This window comes from Sphingobium sp. DEHP117, from assembly GCF_030867385.1.
Classification (GTDB): Bacteria; Pseudomonadota; Alphaproteobacteria; order Sphingomonadales; family Sphingomonadaceae; genus Sphingobium.
In genome coordinates this window covers 1,211,734-1,233,519 of record NZ_JAPFBJ010000001.1, presented here as the reverse complement: position 1 = coordinate 1,233,519, position 21,786 = coordinate 1,211,734, and the positions used below count along the sequence as shown (strand labels likewise).

21 protein-coding genes and 1 pseudogene are annotated in these 21,786 nt (G+C 62.2%); all 22 read left to right on the top strand.

All coding sequences use genetic code 11. From position 1 onward, the window contains the following. Positions 1-144: 144 nt before the first annotated feature. Positions 145-1,065 (top strand): annotated as a pseudogene (cysD, locus tag OOT33_RS06105) (sulfate adenylyltransferase subunit CysD); the annotation flags it as partial. Between the two features lie 133 nt (positions 1,066-1,198). Next, positions 1,199-3,106, top strand: coding sequence for a sulfate adenylyltransferase subunit CysN (cysN, locus tag OOT33_RS06100; RefSeq protein WP_373690527.1), 1,908 nt, complete (start codon positions 1,199-1,201; stop codon positions 3,104-3,106). Continuing rightward, on the top strand, positions 3,103-3,837 hold the full coding sequence (locus tag OOT33_RS06095; RefSeq protein WP_307749322.1) for an inositol monophosphatase family protein: 735 nt from the start codon (positions 3,103-3,105) through the stop codon (positions 3,835-3,837). The genes cysN and OOT33_RS06095 overlap by 4 nt, the downstream gene beginning before the upstream one ends. Then, positions 3,837-4,619, top strand: a complete 783-nt coding sequence (locus tag OOT33_RS06090) for a TSUP family transporter (protein ID WP_307749112.1) — start codon at positions 3,837-3,839, stop codon at positions 4,617-4,619. The genes OOT33_RS06095 and OOT33_RS06090 overlap by 1 nt, the downstream gene beginning before the upstream one ends. 121 nt (positions 4,620-4,740) lie before the next feature. Continuing rightward, positions 4,741-5,115, top strand: a complete 375-nt coding sequence (locus tag OOT33_RS06085) for an NADH-quinone oxidoreductase subunit A (RefSeq protein WP_307749111.1) — start codon at positions 4,741-4,743, stop codon at positions 5,113-5,115. Beyond that, the gene (locus tag OOT33_RS06080) at positions 5,106-5,660 is read left to right on the top strand and encodes an NADH-quinone oxidoreductase subunit NuoB (RefSeq protein ID WP_307749110.1); all 555 of its coding nucleotides are present in this window, start codon (positions 5,106-5,108) and stop codon (positions 5,658-5,660) included. The genes OOT33_RS06085 and OOT33_RS06080 overlap by 10 nt, the downstream gene beginning before the upstream one ends. After that, positions 5,657-6,550 (top strand): NADH-quinone oxidoreductase subunit C, encoded by an 894-nt coding sequence (locus tag OOT33_RS06075; RefSeq protein ID WP_307749109.1) that lies wholly within the window; start codon positions 5,657-5,659, stop codon positions 6,548-6,550. The genes OOT33_RS06080 and OOT33_RS06075 overlap by 4 nt, the downstream gene beginning before the upstream one ends. After that, positions 6,547-7,779: an NADH-quinone oxidoreductase subunit D gene (locus tag OOT33_RS06070; RefSeq protein ID WP_307749108.1), complete on the top strand. Its 1,233-nt coding sequence runs from the start codon at positions 6,547-6,549 to the stop codon at positions 7,777-7,779. The genes OOT33_RS06075 and OOT33_RS06070 overlap by 4 nt, the downstream gene beginning before the upstream one ends. Beyond that, positions 7,776-8,120: a hypothetical protein gene (locus OOT33_RS06065; RefSeq protein WP_307749107.1), complete on the top strand. Its 345-nt coding sequence runs from the start codon at positions 7,776-7,778 to the stop codon at positions 8,118-8,120. Before OOT33_RS06070 ends, OOT33_RS06065 begins: the two co-directional genes overlap by 4 nt. Next, the gene (locus OOT33_RS06060) at positions 8,113-8,466 is read left to right on the top strand and encodes a nuclear transport factor 2 family protein (protein ID WP_307749105.1); all 354 of its coding nucleotides are present in this window, start codon (positions 8,113-8,115) and stop codon (positions 8,464-8,466) included. Before OOT33_RS06065 ends, OOT33_RS06060 begins: the two co-directional genes overlap by 8 nt. Positions 8,467-8,583: 117 nt before the next feature. Then, on the top strand, positions 8,584-9,249 hold the full coding sequence (gene nuoE, locus OOT33_RS06055; protein ID WP_307749104.1) for an NADH-quinone oxidoreductase subunit NuoE: 666 nt from the start codon (positions 8,584-8,586) through the stop codon (positions 9,247-9,249). A gap of 144 nt (positions 9,250-9,393) precedes the next feature. After that, complete coding sequence (gene nuoF / locus OOT33_RS06050) at positions 9,394-10,746, top strand: NADH-quinone oxidoreductase subunit NuoF (protein ID WP_307749103.1); 1,353 nt, start codon at positions 9,394-9,396, stop codon at positions 10,744-10,746. Positions 10,747-10,933: 187 nt separating this feature from the next. Next, complete coding sequence (locus OOT33_RS06045) at positions 10,934-11,179, top strand: hypothetical protein (protein ID WP_307749102.1); 246 nt, start codon at positions 10,934-10,936, stop codon at positions 11,177-11,179. After that, the gene (gene nuoG, locus OOT33_RS06040; protein WP_307749100.1) at positions 11,179-13,185 is read left to right on the top strand and encodes an NADH-quinone oxidoreductase subunit NuoG; all 2,007 of its coding nucleotides are present in this window, start codon (positions 11,179-11,181) and stop codon (positions 13,183-13,185) included. Before OOT33_RS06045 ends, nuoG begins: the two co-directional genes overlap by 1 nt. A 136-nt stretch (positions 13,186-13,321) precedes the next feature. Continuing rightward, positions 13,322-14,365 carry an NADH-quinone oxidoreductase subunit NuoH gene (nuoH, locus tag OOT33_RS06035; protein ID WP_307749099.1) on the top strand — a complete coding sequence of 348 codons (1,044 nt, stop codon included), beginning with the start codon at positions 13,322-13,324 and terminating at the stop codon, positions 14,363-14,365. A 134-nt stretch (positions 14,366-14,499) separates the two neighbouring features. Then, on the top strand, positions 14,500-14,979 hold the full coding sequence (locus OOT33_RS06030) for a hypothetical protein (protein WP_307749098.1): 480 nt from the start codon (positions 14,500-14,502) through the stop codon (positions 14,977-14,979). Further along, positions 14,976-15,458: an NADH-quinone oxidoreductase subunit NuoI gene (gene nuoI, locus OOT33_RS06025; RefSeq protein ID WP_307749097.1), complete on the top strand. Its 483-nt coding sequence runs from the start codon at positions 14,976-14,978 to the stop codon at positions 15,456-15,458. Before OOT33_RS06030 ends, nuoI begins: the two co-directional genes overlap by 4 nt. Before the next feature lie 27 nt (positions 15,459-15,485). After that, a complete protein-coding gene (locus tag OOT33_RS06020; protein ID WP_307749095.1) occupies positions 15,486-16,097 on the top strand; it encodes an NADH-quinone oxidoreductase subunit J in 612 nt (203 codons plus the stop codon). Positions 16,098-16,239: 142 nt separating this feature from the next. Beyond that, on the top strand, positions 16,240-16,545 hold the full coding sequence (gene nuoK, locus OOT33_RS06015) for an NADH-quinone oxidoreductase subunit NuoK (protein WP_307749093.1): 306 nt from the start codon (positions 16,240-16,242) through the stop codon (positions 16,543-16,545). A 130-nt stretch (positions 16,546-16,675) separates the two neighbouring features. After that, positions 16,676-18,754 (top strand): NADH-quinone oxidoreductase subunit L, encoded by a 2,079-nt coding sequence (gene nuoL / locus OOT33_RS06010; protein WP_307749091.1) that lies wholly within the window; start codon positions 16,676-16,678, stop codon positions 18,752-18,754. Beyond that, positions 18,751-20,334, top strand: a complete 1,584-nt coding sequence (locus OOT33_RS06005; protein WP_307749090.1) for an NADH-quinone oxidoreductase subunit M — start codon at positions 18,751-18,753, stop codon at positions 20,332-20,334. The genes nuoL and OOT33_RS06005 overlap by 4 nt, the downstream gene beginning before the upstream one ends. Then, positions 20,334-21,785 (top strand): NADH-quinone oxidoreductase subunit NuoN, encoded by a 1,452-nt coding sequence (gene nuoN, locus OOT33_RS06000; protein ID WP_307749088.1) that lies wholly within the window; start codon positions 20,334-20,336, stop codon positions 21,783-21,785. Before OOT33_RS06005 ends, nuoN begins: the two co-directional genes overlap by 1 nt. Position 21,786: the final 1 nt, after the last annotated feature.

Here is a 21,786-nt window from a genome sequence, read left to right as displayed (position 1 = left end):
CGATCAGGCAGTCATGAACTTACGGGTTAACAGCCTTGTGTCTGGCCGCAGGGTATATATTTTCTGCATGCCGCAGTGCAAAAACTATGTTGATCCTGCGGGTACGATGGAAAAGGTACAGGCTGCACAAACAGCGCAACGGGGCATGATCCGGTGACCGACAAGACAATACTGACCCATCTCGAGCGGCTTGAAGCTGAGAGCATTCACATCATGCGCGAGGTGGTGGCCGAGGCTGAGAAGCCGGTGATGCTCTATTCCGTCGGTAAAGACAGCGCGGTGATGCTGCATCTGGCGCGCAAGGCCTTCTATCCCAGCCCGCCGCCGTTCCCGCTGCTCCATGTCGATACGACATGGAAGTTCAAGGCGATGTACGAGCTGCGCAACCGCATGGCGCAGGAAAGCGGCATGGAGCTGCTCGTCTATCAGAACCCTGAGGCCAAGGAGCGGGGCATCAACCCGTTCGATCATGGCCCGCTCCACACCGATATGTGGAAGACTGAAGGCCTCAAACAGGCGCTGGATCTTTATGGCTTCGATGTCGCCTTTGGCGGTGCCCGGCGCGACGAGGAAAAGAGCCGCGCCAAGGAGCGCATCTTCTCCTTCCGCACCGCAACCCATGGCTGGGACCCGAAGAACCAGCGGCCGGAGCTGTGGAACCTCTACAACGCCCGCAAGAAGAAGGGCGAGAGCATCCGCGTCTTCCCGATCTCGAACTGGACTGAGCTCGACATCTGGCAATATATCCATCTGAACGACATCCCGATCGTCCCACTCTATTTCAGCGAAAAGCGCCCCACCGTGGAGCGTGATGGCCTGTTGCTGATGGTCGATGACGAGCGCTTCCCCCTGCGCGAAGGCGAGGAGCCGGTGATGCGCTCCATCCGCTTCCGCACCTTGGGCTGCTATCCGCTGACCGGCGCTGTGGAGAGTGAGGCTAAGACGCTGCCGGAAGTCATTCAGGAAATGCTCCTCACCACCACGTCCGAGCGGCAGGGCCGCGTCATCGACAAGGATGGCGGCGATGCCTCGATGGAAAAGAAGAAGCAGGAGGGGTACTTTTGACGCGCCGTCCAGCTTCCACTGATCGTCACCCTGAACTTGTTTCAGGGTCCATCTTTCCCCAGGCCCCCGCATCGCCGAAGGCGCGATGGATGCTGAAACAAGTTCAGCATGACGGAGTGAACTGATGTCCGACATGGCAGACCCCATTTACAAGACCGACGCGCTGATCGCCGAGGACATTGACGCCTATCTCGAACAGCACCAGCACAAGAGCCTGCTGCGGTTCATCACCTGCGGCAGCGTGGACGACGGCAAATCGACGCTGATCGGCCGCCTGCTCTATGACAGCAAGATGATCTTCGAGGATCAGCTCGCGGCCTTGGAGGCGGACAGCAAGCGTGTCGGTACGCAGGGGCAGGAAATAGACTTCGCGCTCCTCGTCGACGGCCTCGCCGCCGAGCGCGAGCAGGGCATCACCATCGACGTCGCCTATCGCTTCTTCACCACCGAAAAGCGCAAGTTCATCGTCGCCGATACCCCGGGGCATGAGCAATATACCCGCAACATGGTGACGGGCGCGTCCACAGCCGACCTCGCCGTGATCCTGATCGACGCGCGCAAGGGCGTGCTCACGCAGACCCGCCGCCACAGCTATCTCGCCCACCTCATCGGCATCCGCAACATCGTGTTGGCGGTCAACAAGATGGACCTGGTGGACTACAGCCAGCAGGTATTCGACGACATCGTGGCCGATTACACGGCATTCGCCAACTCGATCGGCATCACAAGCTTCGTGCCGATGCCTATCTCGGGCTTCAAGGGCGACAATATCACCGCCAATTCGCCCAACACCCCTTGGTACACCGGCAAGCCGCTGATCGAGCATCTGGAGACGGTCGAGGTCGACGTGACGGCGGATCAGGACAAGCCGTTCCGCATGGCAGTCCAGTGGGTCAACCGCCCGAACCTCGATTTCCGGGGTTTCTCCGGCCAGATCGCGACCGGCATTGTGAAGGCGGGTGACGCGATCCGCGTGCTCCCCTCGGGCAAGACCAGCACCGTCTCACGCATCGTGACGCTGGATGGCGATCTCGATGAAGCGGTGGCTGGCCAGTCGGTCACGTTGTGCTTTGCGGACGAGATCGATTGTTCGCGCGGCGATGTCATCGCCATAGCCGATACCCCGCCCGAAGCCGCCAACCAGTTTGAGAGCACGCTTGTCTGGATGTCGGACGAAGCGCTGCATGTCGGCCGCGCCTACTGGATGAAGCTTGGCACTCAGATGGTCTCCGTCACCGTCCAGGCGCCCAAATATATCGTCAACGTCAACACGATGGAGCATCTGGCGGCCAAGACGCTCGATCTGAACGCCATCGGCGTCGTCGAGCTGGCCACCGACAAGCCGGTCGTGTTCGAGGCGTACACCCAGAACCGCACCCTGGGCGGCTTCATCCTGGTGGACAAGATCACCAACAATACGGTGGCGGCGGGCATGCTGCACTTCTCGCTGCGGCGGGCGCAGAATGTCCATTGGCAGGCGCTCGACATCAGCCGCGATGCGCACGCGAACCTCAAGAACCAGAAGCCCGCCGTGCTGTGGTTCACGGGGCTGTCTGGCTCGGGCAAGTCGACCATCGCCAATCTGGTCGAGAAGAAGCTGCACCGGATGAACCGGCACACGTTCCTGCTCGACGGCGACAATGTGCGCCACGGCCTCAACAAGGATCTGGGCTTTACCGAAGCGGACCGGATCGAGAATATTCGCCGCGTCGGCGAGGTGGCGAAGCTGATGGCGGACGCCGGCCTCATCGTCATCACCGCCTTCATCTCGCCGTTCCGGGCGGAGCGCGAGATGGTACGCGCGATGATCCCCGAGGGCGAGTTCTTCGAGATCTTCATCGACACGCCGCTGGCCGAGGCTGAGAAGCGCGACGTGAAAGGGCTTTACAAGAAGGCGCGGGCAGGGGATTTGAAGAACTTCACCGGCATCGACAGCCCCTACGAAGCTCCGGAAGGCCCGGAAATCCGCATTGATACCACGAAGATGGACGCCGAAGCCGCCGCGGATGCGATCATCGAGAGGCTGCTCGGGTGGCATTGAGCGACGCGGAACTGGCTGCCAGCCTGGCAGAACATGCCGGGCGCATCCTGCTCGCGGTGCGGGACAGCGGTCTCATCGCAGCCAAGGCGCTGGGCAAGGCGGGTGATCAGACCGCCAACCAGTTCCTGATCCACGCGATCCGCGAGCAACGCCCCGATGATGGCCTGCTCTCCGAGGAAAGCCAGTGCGATGGCTCGCGCCTCGTCAAGTCCCGTGTCTGGATCATCGATCCGGTCGATGGCACGCGCGAATATGGCGAGGAGCGCACCGATTGGGCCGTGCATGTGGCGCTCGCCGTTGATGGCAAGCCTGAGATCGGCGCGGTCGCGCTGCCGGGTTTGGGCGAAGTGTTGCGCACCGATCAGCCGCGCATGCTCCCTGCTGCCGGAACCCCGCTGCGCATGGTCGTCTCGCGCACCCGCCCCGCCGCCGAAGCGGTGACTGTCGCCGAAAAGCTCGGCGCCCAGCTCGTGCCGATGGGTTCGGCAGGCGCAAAGGCGATGGCAGTTATTCGTGGCGACGCGGACATCTATCTCCACTCCGGCGGGCAATATGAGTGGGACAGCTGCGCCCCCGCCGCCGTAGCACTCGCCCACGGCCTCCACGTCAGCCGCATCGATGGCAGTGCGCTTGTCTACAATCAACAGGACGTCTACATGCCCGACCTGCTCATCTGCAGGAAGGAGCATGCGCAGCCTGTGCTCGATCTCGTGACGGAACTGGCCGCCTGATGGATTATTTGCATCCCCTTTCCGGTTTTCTTGTCGGCACGATGGTTGGCCTGACCGGCGTTGGCGGCGGCTCGCTGATGGCGCCGATCATGATCCTGCTGCTCGGCGTCGCGCCGACCACGGCCGTGGGAACCGACCTCTGGTTTGCGGCGCTCACCAAGATGGTCGGCGGCGGCGTGCACCACAGCCAGGGTCATGCGGATTGGCTTGTCGTGCGCCGCCTCGCTTATGGCAGCCTTCCTGCCGCTGCGCTCGTCTTATGGTATCTTGCCCAGTCGGGCGGGCACCAGGCCAAGTCAGGGTTTGTGGTCCAGGCTTTGGGATGCGTGTTGATCGCTTCTGCAATCGCAACCCTGTTTCAAGGTCGCATGGCCAAGGCTGCGCTCTCCATCGAGAGCGGCCGGATGGAAGTCTATCGTCGGCTGCTTCCCACCTTGACCGTGGTCTGCGGCGTGATTTTGGGTACTATCGTCACCCTTACCTCGGTGGGCGCGGGCGCAATCGGCGCGACCATGCTCATGATGCTCTATCCGATCCGCCTCACGACGCAAAAGATAGTGGGCACAGACATCGTGCATGCCGTGCCGCTCACCATGCTGGCGGGGCTGGGCTATTTCCTCATGGGCAAGGTCGATCTCCAGCTGCTCGGCTCGCTGTTGATCGGGTCCATTCCGGGAATCGTCATCGGCTCGCGCCTCACCAAGCACGTCAACACGAGCTTTCTGCGGGTGGCGCTGGCGATCATGCTGGTATTTTCCGGCGGCAAGCTGCTGCTGAGCTGAACTCTCCGGCGCACGTTATTTTTTTGAGCGATTTTACGCTCTCACCCCCCTTGCTTCGCTGCTGCAGCAGGCCTAAAGCCGCGCGATAAGTCTTCGGTTAATTGCGTCGCAGGGGGCAAGCTTGGTCGATCTCAGCCAATATCTGCCAATTCTCATTTTTCTCGGCATCGCCCTTGCGCTTTCCAGCGTGTTCGTGTTCCTGCCGATGCTCGTCGCCCGCCTGACCGGCGCGCATCAGCCGAACGCCGACAAGCTTTCCGAATATGAGTGCGGCTTCCCGGCCTTCGAGGACCCGCGTAACCAGTTCGATGTGCGCTTCTACCTCGTGGCGATCCTGTTCATCATCTTCGATCTTGAGGCCGCGTTCCTATTCCCCTGGGCCGTCAGCCTCGATCAGATCGGCTGGACCGGCTGGGCGACGATGATGATCTTCATCTTCGAGCTGGTGCTCGGCCTTGTATATGCGTGGAAAAAGGGAGCACTCGATTGGGAGTAGAGCTAGAGCGGCCGCATACCGGACGCGCCCCGGCGCCCGGCACGGAGCCCGACCCGCAATTCTTCAACGCGCTCTCCACTGAAGTGCAGGACAAGGGCTTCCTCGTCACTTCGACCGAGGAGCTGTTCCAGTGGGCGCGTACCGGCTCGCTGTGGTGGATGACCTTTGGCCTTGCGTGCTGCGCGGTTGAGATGATTCACGTCAACATGCCGCGCTATGATCTGGAGCGGTTCGGCGCCGCCCCGCGCGCGTCTCCGCGCCAGTCGGACGTGATGATTGTCGCGGGCACGCTGTGCAACAAGATGGCCCCGGCGCTGCGCAAGGTCTATGACCAGATGTCGGAGCCGAAATACGTCATCTCCATGGGCAGCTGCGCCAATGGCGGCGGCTATTATCACTATAGCTACAGCGTCGTGCGCGGGTGCGACCGCATCGTGCCGGTCGACATCTATGTGCCCGGCTGCCCGCCGACGGCTGAAGCGCTGCTCTATGGCATCATGCAGCTTCAGCGGAAGATCCGCCGCGTGGGGACGATTGAGAGATGAGCAGCGTCCATTCCGCCCCCAGAGTGGTTCATACCGATGACTGCGCGGACAGTCTGCGTGCGCTCGTAGGTGGGGATCTGCTCGCGCTGGTCCAGGCGGCGGACGAGATTACGCTCGTCGTCGCGCGCGATGCTCTCATCCGCGTGATGGAAGCGCTGCGTGATGGCGCGCAGTATCAGCAGCTGATGGAAATTGCGGGCGTCGACTATCCCGACCGGCCGGATCGGTTCGAGGTGGTCTATCACCTGCTCTCGGTCACGAAGAACCACCGCGTGCGCGTCAAGGTCGGCACGGATGAAGCGACGCCGGTCCCCTCGGTAACGGGCTTGTGGCCGGTCGCGGGCTGGCTCGAGCGCGAGGTGTTCGACATGTACGGCGTGGTGTTCTCCGGCAATACGGACCTGCGCCGCATCCTCACCGACTATGGCTTTGCCGGCCATCCTCAGCGCAAGGACTTCCCGCTCACCGGCTTTGTTGAGCTTCGCTTTAGCGAGGAAGACAAGCGCGTCGTTTATGAGCCGGTTCGCCTGGCGCAGGATTTCCGCAACTTCGATTTCATGAGCCCGTGGGAAGGCGCGCAATATGTGCTGCCGGGTGACGAGAAGGCCAAGGCGCAGGAGCAAGGCGCACCCACCCCTGCACCCGCCGCGCCGCCGCCGCCCAAGGCGAGCGAGGCACCCGCGCCCAAGGTGACGACGCCCAAAACGACCGAACATCCCGGCCAGACCGGCGCAGGCAAGGCAGCCAACGTCGCCGCCACAGAGCAGTCCGCCGCCGTCAAGAAGCCGCGCGCCCCGCGCAAGACCGCCGCGCAAAAGCTGGCCGAGGCCGGGTCGAAACCCGCGCCCAAACCCCGCGCGACCCGAAAAAAGAGCGAGGATAAGGCATGAGCGCCGAAACACTCGAGCAGACGGAAAAGCGTCAGGTCGTCGTCGGCGTCGATGAAGACGGCATCCAGAATTATACGATCAACTTCGGGCCGCAGCACCCCGCCGCGCACGGCGTGCTGCGCCTCGTCATGGAGCTGGACGGCGAGATCGTCGAGCGGTGCGATCCGCATGTCGGCCTGCTCCATCGCGGCACCGAAAAGCTGATCGAGTACAAGACCTATCTTCAGGCGCTGCCCTATTTCGACCGGCTGGATTACTGCTCGCCGCTCGGCATGGAGCACAGCTACGTGCTTGCGATCGAGAAGCTGCTGAACCTCGAAGTGCCGCTGCGCGCGCAATATCTGCGCGTGTTCTTTGCCGAGCTGACCCGCATCTGCAATCACATGCTGAACTTGGGCAGTCACGTGATGGACGTTGGTGCGATGACGCCGAACCTGTGGCTGTTCGAGATCCGGGAGGATTGCCTCAACTTCTTCGAGCGTGCATCTGGCGCACGTATGCACAGCGCGTACTTCCGCCCCGGCGGCGTGCATCAGGATGTGCCGCTGAAGCTCTTGACCGACATCGGTGACTGGTTGGATACGCGCCTGCCACGCCTGTTCGAGGACGCGATTTCACTCGTGGCGGACAACCGCATCTTCAAGCAGCGCAATGTCGACATCGCCGTCGTTAGCAAGGAAGACGCGCTCAAATGGGGCTTCTCCGGCCCGATGATCCGCGGCTCCGGCATTGCGTGGGACATCCGCAAGAGCCAGCCCTATGATGTCTATGACCGCATGGAGTTCGACGTCCCTGTCGGCACCAACTACGACTGCTACGACCGCTTCATGGTCCGCGTCGAGGAAGTGCGCCAGTCCGCGCGCATCATGAAGCAGTGCCTCCAGCAAATGCCCGAAGGCCCGATCGCCTCGCTCGACCGCAAGGTCGTGCCGCCCAAGCGCGGCGAGATGAAATCGAGCATGGAAGCCCTGATCCACCACTTCAAGCTCTACACCGAGGGCTTCCACGTTCCGGCCGGCGAAGTCTATGTCGCCACCGAAAGCCCCAAGGGCGAGTTCGGCGTCTATCTGGTCAGCGACGGCAGCAACAAGCCCTATCGCTGCAAGATCCGCCCGACCGCGTTCAGCCACTTGCAGGCGATGGACTTCATGATGAAGGGCCACATGCTCGCCGACACCACCGCCGTCCTCGGCGCGATGGACATCGTGTTCGGGGAGTGTGACCGGTGAGCACGCTTCCAACTCTTAGTTATGTCACTTTGGGCTTTATGGGCACGTTGCTTTTCGCCGCCCTGCAAGGTGCGCTGGTTTGGGCTTTAGCTGCTTTGGTGGCCCATATTTTAGGCACGAAGCATTGGGCTGCCAAGCTGACATTGATCGCCCTATCGTGGTTGGCTTGGGTAGTGGGTGGAATGGCCATGTGGTCCGCGTTAGGCGGTGGTGGCGGATTGTTCGACGGTGGGTTGCCAGTTTTGGCGGTAATTCCGACTGGAATTTATGGGTCAGCGGCAGCGGCAGCGGCAGCACTTTGGTTATATTTCGGAGCGAGAGTGAGGAAGTCGAATGTCTGACAAGCTCGCCATCGCCCAAGCCATGATCGCCGCCTATAACGCGCAGGATGTGGACACCTATGTGTCCTACATGACCGACGACGCCTGCGAAGCGAACTATCGCGGCGCGGTGGTGCGCGAGGGCAAGGAGGGCACGCGCTCCGGCCTCGCCGCCGCGTTCGCCAAATGGCCGCAGAACCAAGCGGAAATCCGCGAGCGTCAGGCCATCGGCAATTATGTGCTGTTCCGCGAATATGTGACGCGTGGCCCGGCGACCGATGGCTCAGAGCTGGTCGAGCCGTTCGAGGTGATCGCGGTCTATTCCTTTGAAGGTGACAAGGTGGCCAGAGTGGAGTTCATCCGGTGATGCAGTCTTCCAGCTCCGTCACCCCGGCCCCCGAGCCGGGGTCCCGCTTTTCTTCGACGGCGGGACAAAAGAAGAGCGGGATCCCGGGTCAAGCCCTGGATGACGAAGGATGTATGCATGTCTGATGCTGTAACCATTCCCGACGAAGCCGAGGTCCGCGCCCGCTGGGGCGGGTTCGCGTGGACACCCGAAAACGCGAGCCAAGCCGAGAAGGTTATCGCCCGCTATCCCGCCGGGCGGCAGCATTCTGCCATCATGCCGCTGCTCGACCTTGCCCAGCGGCAGGTCGGCGCGGAGACGAACACGCAAGGGTGGCTCCCCGTGCCGGTGATCGAATATGTCGCCGCTCAGATCGACATGCCCTATATGCGCGCCTACGAGGTCGCGACCTTCTACACCATGTATAACCTCGCGCCGGTCGGCCGCTATCATGTGCAGGTCTGCGGCACGACGCCGTGCATGCTGCGCGGGTCTGATGACGTGTTCGCCGCGTGCAAGGCGAAGGGGCTGCACAAGGGCGGCACCACCGCCGATGGGCTGTTCACCCTGAATGAGGTCGAGTGCCTCGGCGCCTGCGCCAACGCGCCGATGGTCCAGATCAACGACGACAATTACGAAGACCTGACTTTCGACACGATGACCGCGATCCTCGACGATCTCGCGGCGGGCAAACAGCCCAAGATCGGCCCGCAGATCGAGCGCCAGACCAGCTGCCCCGAGGGCGGGCCGACGTCGCTCAAGGAAATGGTCAGCGAAAACCATGATTATCGGGGGGGCTGGTGATGGGTATGCTCCAACATACCCTCTCCCCTCAGGGGAGAGGGCAGGGTGAGGGGACTCACCCTCGCCCAACTGCGCCTAGCTTGCTTCGCTCGCAAGGCTTCGTAACCCTCTCCCTTGAGGGAGAGGGATCGGAGGGGTATGACCATGACTGACGCCACCGCACCCGCCACTCCGCCCCCGCCGCCGTTCGTCGGCCCGCTGGAGGACAAGGATCGCATCTTCACCAACGTCTATGGCTTTCAGGATTGGGGCATAGACGCGGCGATAAAGCGCGGTGACTGGGACAACACCAAGAAGCTGCTCGAAATCGGGCAGGACGGCATCATCGAGATCATCAAGGCGAGTGGCCTGCGCGGGCGCGGCGGCGCGGGCTTCCCCACGGGCATGAAATGGTCGTTCATGCCCAAGGAAAGCAAGGACGGCCGCCCGAGCTTCCTCGTCATCAACGCGGACGAGTCCGAGCCGGGCAGCTGCAAGGACCGCGAGATCATCCGCCACGATCCGCACAAGCTGATCGAGGGCGCGCTGGTCGCCGGCTTCGCGATGCGCGCGCGCGCCGCTTACATCTATATTCGCGGCGAGTTCATCTACGAGGCGAAGGTTCTCTTCGCCGCCGTCGAGCAGGCCTATGCCAAGGGGTTCCTTGGGCGTAACGCCTGCGGCTCCGGCTATGACTTTGATGTGTTCGTCCATCGCGGGGCAGGGGCCTATATCTGCGGCGAGGAAACCGCGCAGATCGAAAGCCTTGAGGGCAAGAAGGGCCAGCCGCGCCTCAAGCCCCCGTTCCCGGCGGGCGCGGGGCTTTATGGCTGCCCGACGACGGTCAACAATGTCGAGAGCATCGCGGTCAGCCCGACGATCCTCCGGCGCGGCGCGGCGTGGTTCTCGCGCTTCGGGCGGGACAACAACAAGGGCACCAAGCTGTTCCAGATCAGCGGCCATGTGAACAAGCCCTGCGTGGTCGAGGAAAGCATGTCGATCCCCTTCCGCGAGCTGATCGACCGGCACTGCGGCGGCATTCGCGGCGGGTGGGACAATCTGCTCGCTGTCATCCCCGGCGGCTCCTCGGTGCCATTGGTCCCGGCCAAAGAGATCATGGACGCGCCGATGGATTTTGATGGCCTGCGCGGGCTCGGCTCCGGCCTCGGCACGGCGGCGGTGATCGTGATGGACAAGAGCACGGACATCGTGCGCGCCATTTCGCGGCTTTCCTATTTCTACAAGCATGAGAGCTGCGGCCAGTGCACCCCCTGCCGCGAGGGCACCGGCTGGATGTGGCGCGTGATGGAGCGCCTGCGCACCGGCGAAGCGGAGATCGAAGAAATCGACATGCTGCAACAGGTGACCAAGCAGGTCGAAGGCCACACCATCTGCGCACTGGGCGATGCGGCAGCCTGGCCGATCCAAGGCCTTATCCGCCACTTCCGCCCGGAAATCGAGCGGCGGATTATGGAGCGTGGCGGCAGCTCAGGCCCGATGATGGAGGCGGCGGAGTGACAATCATCACCCCCTCATCGCCATACGCCGTCACCCCGGCGAAAGCCGGGGTCCCGCTTTTCTTCTGCGGCTTTTCGTCAGCATGGTGCGGGATCAAAGGCAGCGGGACCCCGGATCAAGTCCGGGGTGACGATGTTGTGCGGGAGGCGGCGGCGTGACTGTCCGCGACATATACCGGGAGCACACCGTGAAGCATATCGGCTCACGTAAGGGGCAAACTAGCCAAGTCGTTTTACGGCCTTACAAAAAGGCAGGAGCCTATAAGGTAGCTAAATCCGGCGCTGGTAACGAAACACACGCTGAAATCCTATGTCATGATTTGGATGAAGTTGCCAAATATGTCGAAAGTGGCGGTTATCTCGTGCGTATGAAATCTACCAAACCAAAGGCCGAAGGGCTTTATGCGTCCGATGATATCAAGGTGGTGCGCTAATGCCTAAACTCACCGTAGATGGCGTAGAGATTGAGGTCCCGCAGGGCGCCACCGTCCTTCAGGCGTGCGAGCTGGCGGGCAAGGAAATCCCGCGTTTCTGCTATCATGAGCGCCTGTCGATCGCAGGCAACTGCCGCATGTGCCTGGTCGAGGTCGCACCCGGCCCGCCCAAGCCGCAGGCCTCCTGCGCGCTTCCGGCAGCCGAGGGGCAGACCATCCGCACAGACAGCGAGATGGTGAAGAAGGCGCGCGAGGGCGTGATGGAGTTCCTGCTCATCAACCACCCCTTGGATTGCCCGATCTGCGATCAGGGCGGCGAGTGCGACCTGCAGGACCAGTCCGTCGCCTATGGCAAGGGCGCGAGCCGCTTTGCCGAAAACAAGCGCGCCGTGACCGAGAAATATATGGGCCCGCTGGTCAAGACGGCGATGACCCGCTGCATCCAGTGCACGCGCTGCGTCCGCTTTGCCGAAGAAGTCGCGGGCGTGCCCCAGATCGGCGCGATCTATCGCGGCGAGAACATGCAGATCACCACCTATCTCGAGCATGCGGTCAAGAGCGAGCTTTCGGGCAATGTGGTCGATCTCTGCCCGGTCGGCGCGCTAACCGCCAAGCCCTATGCGTTCGAGGCGCGTCCGTGGGAGCTGAAAAAGACCTTCGCGATAGACGTGATGGACGCGCTCGGCACCAACATCCGCCTGGACAGTCGCGGGCGGCAGGTGCTGCGCGTGCTGCCGCGCGTCAACGATGACGTGAACGAGGAATGGGCGTCGGACAAAACCCGGCATCATGTTGACGCGCTGGTGCGCGCCCGCCTCGACAAGCCTTATGTCCGCAAAGGCGGCAAGCTCGTCGCTGCCAGCTGGGACGAGGCGTTCGCGGCCATTGCGGCGGTGAAGCATAAAGGCTCGGTCGCCGCTGTCGCGGGCGACATGCTCGATTGCGAGACGATGTATGCGGGCCGCGAGCTGGTCCGCGCACTGGGCGGCACGATGCTCGAAGGGCGGCAGACTGGCCTCGCCTATGATGTGTCGAGCCTCTCGGCCGTCAATTTCAACAGCACCATCGCGGGGGTCGAGACGGCGGACGCGATCCTGCTCGTTGGCACCAACCTGCGCTGGGAAGCGCCGCTCATCAACACGCGGGTGCGCAAGGCGATCAAGCGCGGGGCGAAGGTCTACGCCATCGGGCCGCAGCACGATCTCACCTATAAAGTTGAGTGGCTGGGCAACGATGCCTCGCTGCTGGCCAAGCTGCCCAAGGCGGTGATCGGCACGTTCCTGAACGCGAAGCGGCCGATGCTGATCGCGGGCGGTGGTATCCTCGCCAAGGACGGCGCACATGGCGACACGCTCGCGCTGGTCGAGACGCTCGGCCTCCTGAAGGAAGGCTGGAACGGCTACAACATACTGCACTTCGCCGCCGCGCGCATGGGCGGGCTGATGCTCGGTTTCGCCAGCCAGGGCGGCATCAAAGCCATCGCCGCCGCCAAGCCCAAGCTGCTGTTCTCGCTGGGCGCGGACGAGGTGGACTACGGCCAGTTCGCGGATAGCTTCAAGGTCTATATCGGCCATCATGGCGACGCGGGCGCGCACGCGGCGGACGTGATCCTCCCCGGCGCTTCCTATGCCGAGAAGGCGGGCACCTATGTCAATCTCGAAGGCCGTGTCCAGCGCAGCGACAAGGCGGTGTTCGCACCCGGCGATGCCCGCGAAGACTGGGCGATCCTGCGCGCTCTCAGCCAGGTGATGGGCAAGACCCTGCCGTTCGACAGCTTCGCCGATCTGCGCGCCAAGATGTTCGCGGATGTCCCGGCTCTCGCCACCGAAGGGCTGGTGAACTACGGCTGGTCCGCTCCCAAACTGCCCACCGGCGCGAGCGGCGAATTCGGCTCGCCGATCAAGGACTACTACCTCACCAATGCCATCTGCCGCGCCTCGCCCACGATGCAGCGCTGCTCGGCGGAGCTGCTGCACGGTGAGACTTTCGCGGAGGCTGCGGAATGAGGTGGGTAGCGCATATTCACCCCTCCCCTTCAGGGGAGGGGCCGAGGGTGGGGCCTTGCGCAGCAACGAGGCGCTTGGGGCATTTCCCCACCCCAACCCCTCCCCTGAAGGGGAGGGGCTTTAAGGGGATGCTTCAATGACCGCCTTTTTCCAATCCTATGGCATCCCGTTCGAGGCCGCGTGGCTGCTCTCGACCGTGATCGGCATTCTCCTGATCGCGCTGCCGCTCATGCTGGCCGTGGCGATGATCATCTATGCCGACCGCAAGATCTGGGCGGCGATGGCGCTGCGGCGCGGGCCGAATGTCGTCGGCCCGTTCGGTCTGCTCCAGTCCTTCGCGGATGGCCTCAAGGTCTTCCTGCAGGAAACCATCATCCCGAGCGCGGCGAACAAGGGGCTATTTCTCATTGCGCCGATCATCACCTTCACCGTCGCGCTGCTGGCGTGGGCGGTGGTGCCGTTCGATGTCGGCGTGGTGCTGGCAGACATCAATGTCGGGCTGCTCTATATCCTCGCGATCTCGTCGCTCGGCGTTTACGGCATCGTGATCGCGGGCTGGGCATCGAACTCGAAATATCCGTTTTTCAGTGCGATGCGCGCCTCGGCTCAGATGATTTCTTATGAAGTCTCGATCGGCTTCATCCTCATCTGCGTGGTGCTGTGGGCGGGCAGCTTCAACCTCTCGCAGATAGTCGAGAGCCAGAAGGGCTATTACGGCTTCCTCAACGGCAACGGCTTCAACCCGCTGCTGTTTCCGATGGCGGTGATGTTCCTGATCAGCGCAATGGCAGAAACCGCGCGGGCGCCGTTCGACCTGACCGAGGCGGAAAGCGAGCTCGTCGCGGGCTATCAGACCGAATATAGCTCGATGGCGTTCGCGCTCTACTGGCTCGGCGAATATGCCAACGTCATCCTGATGTGTGCGCTGAACGCGATCCTGTTCTGGGGCGGCTATCTGCCCCCGGTCGACTGGGCGCCGCTCTATATGGTGCCGGGCATAATCTGGCTGTTCGCAAAAATCCTGTTCTTCTTCTTCGTCTTTTCCTGGGTCAAGGCGACCGTCCCGCGCTATCGCTATGACCAGCTGATGCGGCTGGGCTGGAAGGTGTTTTTGCCGACCTCACTGCTGTTCGTGTTCCTGGTGAGCGGCTTCCTCATGCTGACGAGGTATGGGGGATGAGAAGGTGCATTAGTTCGGCTATAGCTATTGCTTATTTGTGTTGGATTGACGCCAGCAGCGCCCAGCTTAGCATTCCTCCTCACGAGGTAACGGGAGCCGAGTATGACGCTATTAAACAGGAAACTCCGCGACCAGTGAAAGCAGGTAACGCGTTTTATGTAAGCTGTGCTTTCATGGAGAATACCCCTGACGGAGCTAGCCAACCCATCATTCCGTTGATGTTTGTCGTCAACACGGAGGAAAACAGGCAGGTCCCGCCGAACGACAAACCTCTGACACGGCCATTTGCTCAGACTTTTGACGTCATTCAGGATCCTCGCGGCCTTTTCGATGAGAAAGGGGAGGTGACGGTAGTAGACCGACGCCCAGTTTATATGATGCTCGAATGGAAGGATACCCGGAGCCGGGACGCGACGATTCTCTTGCCATATGCTGGAGTGGTTTCTGGGTTCCATCGAGTTGCTGGGCTGTTAGGCAGTGGGCATTTGGAACCATCTTTTGAAGCCAGTGACTGGAAAGTTATTCCGGGCGGAACTTTGGATCATACGATGCGAGCCAAGTGCAATGTTTATGAAACTACACGCGGTTCGGTTGTGATGGGAGCCACCAAATGATCGCCCACTACATCAAATCCTTCACCCTCTGGGAGTTCGTGAAGGCCCATTGGCTGACCTTGAAATATTTTTTCAAGCCCAAGGCGACGATCAACTACCCTTACGAGAAGAACCCGATCTCGCCCCGCTTCCGCGGCGAGCATGCGCTGCGTCGCTATCCCAATGGCGAGGAGCGGTGCATCGCGTGCAAGCTGTGCGAGGCGATCTGCCCGGCGCAGGCGATCACGATCGAGGCCCAGCCGCGCGAGGACGGCAGCCGTCGCACCACGCGCTACGACATCGACATGACCAAGTGCATCTATTGCGGTTTCTGCCAGGAGGCCTGCCCGGTAGACGCTATCGTAGAGGGGCCGAATTTCGAGTTCTCGACAGAGACGCGCGAGGAGCTGATCTACGACAAGGCGAAGCTGCTTGAAAATGGCGACAAATGGGAGCGGGCAATCGCGGCAAACCTTGCCGCCGATGCGCCCTATCGTTAAGGCGCGACGCAGGGGGATGAACATCCAGTGATACAGGTCTTCGCCTTTTATCTGTTTGCGACGCTGATGATCGCGGCCGGTGCGCTGACGATCTTCGCGCGCAACCCGGTGCACAGCGTGCTGTGGCTGATCGTCGCCTTCTTCAACGCGGCCGGGCTGATGGTGCTCGTCGGCGCGGAGTTCATCGCGATGCTGCTCGTCATCGTCTATGTCGGCGCGGTTGCGGTGCTGTTCCTGTTCGTCGTGATGATGCTCAACATCGATTTTGCCGAGCTACGCGCCGGGTTCGTCAGCTATCTGCCGTTCGGCGTGCTGATCGCGCTCGGGCTGCTGGCGGAAATCCTGCTCGGCCTTGGCGTGTGGAAGGCCGGGCCGCTTCAGCTTTCCCAGCGCGCCGCGCCGACGCCCGCCGATGTGCCGAACATCAAGGCGATCGGGCAGGTGCTCTACACCGATTATATCTTCCTGTTCGAGGCCGCCGGCATCATCCTGCTGGTCGCGATGATCGGGGCGATCGTGCTGACCCACCGCGCGCGGAGCGGCGTGCGCGCACAGAATATAGACAAGCAAAACCGCCGCCGCCCGCAGGATGCCGTGGTCAACGTCAATCAGCCCGTAGGGCAGGGGGTAGAGCTGTGACACCTGCCCTGACAATCACTCCCGTTCGTTTCGAGCGCAGGTTCGAGCTTGTCGAGAACCGAAGTCGAGAAATGTTCTCGACAGCCGTCTCGACTTCGCTCGACGGCAGCTCGAACCGAACGGTTTGTGGAGGAGAAGCCGCATGATCGGCCTGCAACATTATCTGGTTGTCTCCGCCATCCTGTTCGTGATGGGCGTCCTCGGCATCTTCATCAACCGCAAGAACATCATCATCATCCTGATGGCGATCGAGCTGATCCTGCTCTCCGTAAACCTAAACCTCGTCGCGTTCTCGGCCTATCTGGGGGATCTCGTCGGCCAGATCTTCAGCATGTTCGTGCTGACCGTGGCGGCGGGTGAGGCCGCGATCGGCCTTGCCATCCTCGTTATCTATTTCCGCTCGCGCGGCACTATTGCCGTAGACGACGCCAACCGGATGAAGGGGTGATGGGGATGAAAAGGTTCGTCACCCTGAACTCGTTTCAGGGTCCATTTTGCCATGAAGTGCGGGGCCAAGGGGATGAGTGGATGCTGAAACTAGTTCAGCATGACGATTATGTCATGGTCGGAGGGGAACTATGACATCAATCCAGCTTATCGTTTTCCTCCCCCTGCTCGCCGCGATCATTGCGGGGCTGGGTAACAAGGCGCTGGGCAAGCTCCCCGCGAAGCTCGTCACGACGGGTGCGCTGTTCGTCTCGTGCGCGCTCTCCTGGCCGATTTTCCTAAGCTACGTCGCGGGTGATGCCGGGCCAATGGTCGTGCCGGTGCTGCACTGGCTGTCCTCTGGCAGCTTCGAGGCGGCATGGGAGCTGCGCGTTGACGCGCTCACCGCCGTGATGCTGGTGGTGGTGACGAGCGTGTCCGCGCTCGTCCACCTCTACAGCTGGGGCTATATGGAGGAAGAGCCGGATCAGCCGCGCTTTTTCGCTTACCTCTCGCTCTTCACCTTCGCGATGTTGATGCTGGTGACGGCGAACAACCTGCTGCAGATGTTCTTCGGCTGGGAAGGGGTGGGCTTGGCGTCCTACCTCCTCATCGGCTTCTGGTTCCGCAAGCCTTCGGCCTCGGCCGCCGCGATCAAGGCCTTCGTCGTCAACCGCGTGGGTGACCTTGGCTTCATGCTCGGCATCTTCGGCACCTATCTGGTGTTCGATACGATCTCGATCCCGGATATCCTCGCCGCCGCGCCGGGCATGGCAGGCAGCACCATCGGTTTTCTGGGCTATCGCTTCGATACGATGACGGTGCTGTGCCTGCTGTTGTTCATCGGCGCATGCGGCAAGTCGGCGCAGCTCGGCCTGCACACCTGGTTGCCGGACGCGATGGAAGGCCCGACGCCGGTTTCCGCGCTGATCCATGCGGCGACGATGGTGACTGCGGGCGTGTTCATGGTCTGCCGCCTCTCGCCGATGTTCGAGACCAGCGAGACGGCGCTGGCCGTGGTGACCTATGTAGGCGCGGCGACCTGCCTGTTCGCGGCTACGGTTGGCACCACGCAGAACGACATCAAGCGCGTGATCGCCTATTCCACCTGTTCGCAGCTGGGCTACATGTTCTTCGCTGCGGGCGTGGGGGCTTATGGCGCGGCGATGTTCCACCTCTTCACCCACGCCTTCTTCAAGGCGCTGCTGTTCCTCGGCGCGGGCAGCGTGATCCACGCCATGCACCACGAGCAGGACATGCGCTATTATGGCGCGCTGCGTAAGGAAATCCCGATCACCTTCTGGGCGATGACGGCCGGAACGCTGGCAATCACCGGCGTCGGCATCCCCGGCACCCTGTTCGGTTTTGCGGGCTTCTTCTCGAAGGACTCGATCATCGAAAGCGCCTACGCAGCAGGCGGCCCCGGAACCTTCGCATTCCTCATCGGCGTCACCGCCGCGCTGCTCACCAGCTTCTACAGCTGGCGGCTCGTGTTCCTCACCTTCTTCGGCAAGGCGCGCTGGGCGGGCAGCGAACATATCCAGCACGCGGTTCATGACGCGCACGGCCATGGCGACCACCATGACCATCCGGACGAGGAAGACTCAGGGCATCATGACAGCCCCAGCCACGCGCATGTCTCCGCGCCGGTGATCGGCACGGCGGGTTATCATCCACACGAGAGCCCGCTTGTCATGCTGATCCCGCTGATCGTCCTGTCGATCGGCGCTGTCGCTGCCGGCTATGTCTTCCATCATGCCTTCATCGATGCCGAAGGCGGTGCGGAGTTCTGGGCGCCATCGACCCTCGCGTTCGACGCGCATCTGATGCACGCGAGCCATGAGGTACCGCTGTGGGTGAAGTGGTCGCCGTTCGCGGTGATGGCCACCGGGCTTGTCATCGCCTACCTTGCCTATCTCCGCAACACGGATTGGCCCGCCAAGTTCACGGCGCACTTCCATGTGCTCTACGACTTCCTGCTCAACAAATGGTACTTTGACGAGCTTTACGACATGCTGTTCGTAAAGCCCGCCTTCGCCATCGGTCGCTTTTTCTGGAAGCGGGGCGACGAGGGGACCATTGACCGCTTCGGCCCCAACGGCATGGCTGCGCTGGTCGTCGCGGGCGGGCGCGTCACGCGCAGGCTCCAGTCCGGCTATCTCTACACCTATGCGCTGGTGATGCTGCTTGGCCTCGCCGCCGCGGTAACCTGGGCGATAACAGTATCATGAACGAGCTCGGCTTTCCCATATTGTCCTTCATGATGGCAGTGCCGATGGTGGGCGCGGCTGCGTGCCTGTTTTCGGGCGCCAGCACAGCGCGCACGATCGCGCTGATCGCCACGCTCGTCGATTTCGCGCTGGGCATCCTGCTATGGCTCAGTTTCGATCAGGGCGCCGGTCATGCGCAGTGGCAGTTCCAGGAATATGCGCCGATCTTCGGTCGCTTCGCCTGGGCGATGGGGATAGACGGCATCGCGCTCACCCTGATCGCGCTCACCGTGTTCCTGATGCCGATCTGCATCCTGGCAAGCTGGGACAGCATAGAAAAGCGCGTCGGCGAATATATGGCCGCGTTCCTGTTCATGGAAACGCTGATGATCGGCGTGTTCGCTGCGCAGGATCTGTTCCTGTTCTACATCTTCTTCGAGGCAGGCCTGATCCCGATGTATCTCATCATCGGCATCTGGGGCGGCGTGAACCGCATCTACGCGAGCTACAAATTCTTCCTCTACACGTTGCTCGGCTCGGTGCTGATGCTGATCGCGATGCTGTGGATGGCGCGCGAGGCGGGCAGCACCGACATCCCGACGCTGATGGCTTACAATTTCGATCCGCAGGTGCAGACATGGCTGTGGCTCGCCTTTTTCGCCAGCTTTGCGGTGAAGATGCCGATGTGGCCGGTGCACACCTGGTTGCCCGATGCGCACGTGCAGGCGCCGACCGCAGGCTCGGTCATATTGGCGGGCGTGTTGCTGAAGATGGGCGGCTATGGCTTCATCCGCTTCTCGCTGCCGATGTTCCCGGAGGCGTCCGCGCAGTTCGCCTGGCTCGTGTTCGCGCTGTCGATGGTCGCGGTGGTCTACACCTCGCTCGTCGCCCTTGTGCAGAGCGACATGAAAAAACTCATCGCCTACAGCTCGGTCGCGCATATGGCGATCGTCACCGTCGGCCTGTTCGCCTTCAATCAGGCGGGCATCGAGGGCGCGATGATGGTGATGCTGGGCCACGGCCTCGTTTCCGGGGCGCTGTTCCTGTGCGTCGGCGTGATCTATGACCGGCTGCACACGCGCGAGATAGACCGTTACGGCGGCCTCTCCATCAACATGCCGAAATACGCGCTGCTTTTCATGCTGTTCACGATGGCGTCCGTCGGCCTGCCCGGCACCTCGAATTTCGTGGGCGAGTTCCTGTCGCTGATGGGCGTTTACGAGGCGTCGAGCTGGGTCGCTTTGGTCTGCACCACCGGCATCATCCTGGGCGCGGCCTATATGCTCTATCTTTATCGCCGCATCTGCTTTGGCGACCAGAAAAACGCCGATGCCGCCGCGATGCCGGATCTCACGGCGCGGGAGCTGGTGATGCTGGTGCCCATCGGCCTCTCCGTGCTGTGGATGGGCGTTTATCCCGAAAGCTTCCTCAGCCCCATGCGCGGCGATGTGCAGGCACTGGTGGCGCGCATCGCGCCCGCCAAGCCGGAGGGTGACGCAAAGCTGACGGCAGGCAAGCCGCAGCCAGCGGCCGCTCATGGCGCGCACGAAGGCGGCCACGAGGGCGAAGAAAAGCACGCAACCGCTGGAGAGGCGCACTGATGTTGGATACCGCTTCCCTGATACTCGCGATGCCCGAACTGGTGCTGACCGCAGCCGGGTTGGTTTTGCTGATGATCGCCGCCTATGCGGGCGACAAGAGCGCCCAGCTTGTCGGTTGGCTGGCTGTCGCATCGCTCGGTCTTGCGGCCTTGACCCTGGGGTCGGCGTGGACGGCGGGCGGAGACGCCTTTGGTGGCCTCTATAGCGGCGATGCTTTCTCGACCTTTGCCAAGGGGTTGATCTACGCGGCCGCTGCTGTCTCGATCCTCGTCGCGCCCCGCTTCTTCGCCACCGGAGTGTCAGGGGGCGTTCTGGCCATCCGCGCCGAATATCCGATCCTGATCCTGTTTTCGTGCGTCGGCATGGGTATGATGGTGTCGGCGGGCGATATGCTCACGCTCTATGTCGGGCTGGAGATGCAGAGCCTCTCCGCCTATATCCTTGCCAGCTTCATGCGGCAGGACGGGCGCTCGGCGGAAGCGGGCCTCAAATATTTCGTGCTCGGCGCCCTGGCGAGCGGTATCCTGCTTTACGGCATCTCCCTGCTTTATGGCTTCACCGGCTCGACCAGCTATGATGGCATTTCCGCCGCTATGGCCGATGGGCTGTCAAGCGGCGAAACCTTCGGCCTGGTGTTCGTGCTGGCGGGCCTCGCGTTCAAGATCAGCGCGGTTCCGTTCCACATGTGGACGCCGGACGTTTATGAAGGCGCGCCGACCCCCGTCACCGCCTTCTTCGCCAGCGCGCCCAAGGTTGCGGCGCTCGGCCTCACCGTGCGCGTGGCCATGGAGGCGATGGGCAGTGCGGTATCGAGCTGGCAGCAGATCGTGGTGTTCGTCGCGCTGGCGTCGATCCTGTTTGGCGCAATCGCGGCGATCGGCCAGACCAACATCAAGCGCCTGCTTGCCTACAGCTCGATCAACAATGTCGGCTTCGCGTTGATCGGCCTCGCGGCTGGCACGGCCGAAGGCGTCGCGGCTGTTATGAGCTACCTCGCCATCTATGTGGTGATGACACTGGGCAGCTTCCTGTGCGTGCTGCAAATGCGCGATGCGAGCGGCAACCCGGTGGAAGACATCGCCAGCCTCGCCGGTCTCTCCCAGAGCCGCAAGGGTCTCGCCGCTGCCATCGCGATCTTCATGTTCAGCTTGGCCGGCATTCCCCCATTGATGGGCTTCTGGGCCAAGTTTCTGGTGTTCGATGCCGCCGTCGCCGCCGGGATGACCGGGCTCGCTGCCTTCGGTATCGCCATGTCGGTTGTCGGCGCGTTCTATTATCTGAAGATCATCAAGACGATGTACTTCGACGAACCCGCCGATGCCTACGCACCAGCCGCCAGCCGGTTGGAGAGCGGGCTGATCGCCCTGTGCGCCACGCTCATCGTGCTCGGGTATTTCTTCAACCCGTTGCTCGATGCGCTGAGCGGAGCCGCGGCGGCGGCACTCCACTGAC

Excerpts from the sequence above, each read along its gene's own strand:
- cysN (WP_373690527.1), top strand. The coding sequence starts at position 1,199 with ATGGCAGACCCCATTTACAAGACCGACGCGCTGATCGCCGAGGACATT.
- OOT33_RS06090 (WP_307749112.1), top strand. The coding sequence starts at position 3,837 with ATGGATTATTTGCATCCCCTTTCCGGTTTTCTTGTCGGCACGATGGTT.
- OOT33_RS06075 (WP_307749109.1), top strand. The coding sequence starts at position 5,657 with ATGAGCAGCGTCCATTCCGCCCCCAGAGTGGTTCATACCGATGACTGC.
- OOT33_RS06070 (WP_307749108.1), top strand. The coding sequence starts at position 6,547 with ATGAGCGCCGAAACACTCGAGCAGACGGAAAAGCGTCAGGTCGTCGTC.
- OOT33_RS06060 (WP_307749105.1), top strand. The coding sequence starts at position 8,113 with ATGTCTGACAAGCTCGCCATCGCCCAAGCCATGATCGCCGCCTATAAC.
- nuoE (WP_307749104.1), top strand. The coding sequence starts at position 8,584 with ATGTCTGATGCTGTAACCATTCCCGACGAAGCCGAGGTCCGCGCCCGC.
- nuoF (WP_307749103.1), top strand. The coding sequence starts at position 9,394 with ATGACTGACGCCACCGCACCCGCCACTCCGCCCCCGCCGCCGTTCGTC.
- nuoG (WP_307749100.1), top strand. The coding sequence starts at position 11,179 with ATGCCTAAACTCACCGTAGATGGCGTAGAGATTGAGGTCCCGCAGGGC.
- nuoH (WP_307749099.1), top strand. The coding sequence starts at position 13,322 with ATGACCGCCTTTTTCCAATCCTATGGCATCCCGTTCGAGGCCGCGTGG.
- nuoI (WP_307749097.1), top strand. The coding sequence starts at position 14,976 with ATGATCGCCCACTACATCAAATCCTTCACCCTCTGGGAGTTCGTGAAG.
- nuoK (WP_307749093.1), top strand. The coding sequence starts at position 16,240 with ATGATCGGCCTGCAACATTATCTGGTTGTCTCCGCCATCCTGTTCGTG.
- nuoL (WP_307749091.1), top strand. The coding sequence starts at position 16,676 with ATGACATCAATCCAGCTTATCGTTTTCCTCCCCCTGCTCGCCGCGATC.
- OOT33_RS06005 (WP_307749090.1), top strand. The coding sequence starts at position 18,751 with ATGAACGAGCTCGGCTTTCCCATATTGTCCTTCATGATGGCAGTGCCG.
- nuoN (WP_307749088.1), top strand. The coding sequence starts at position 20,334 with ATGTTGGATACCGCTTCCCTGATACTCGCGATGCCCGAACTGGTGCTG.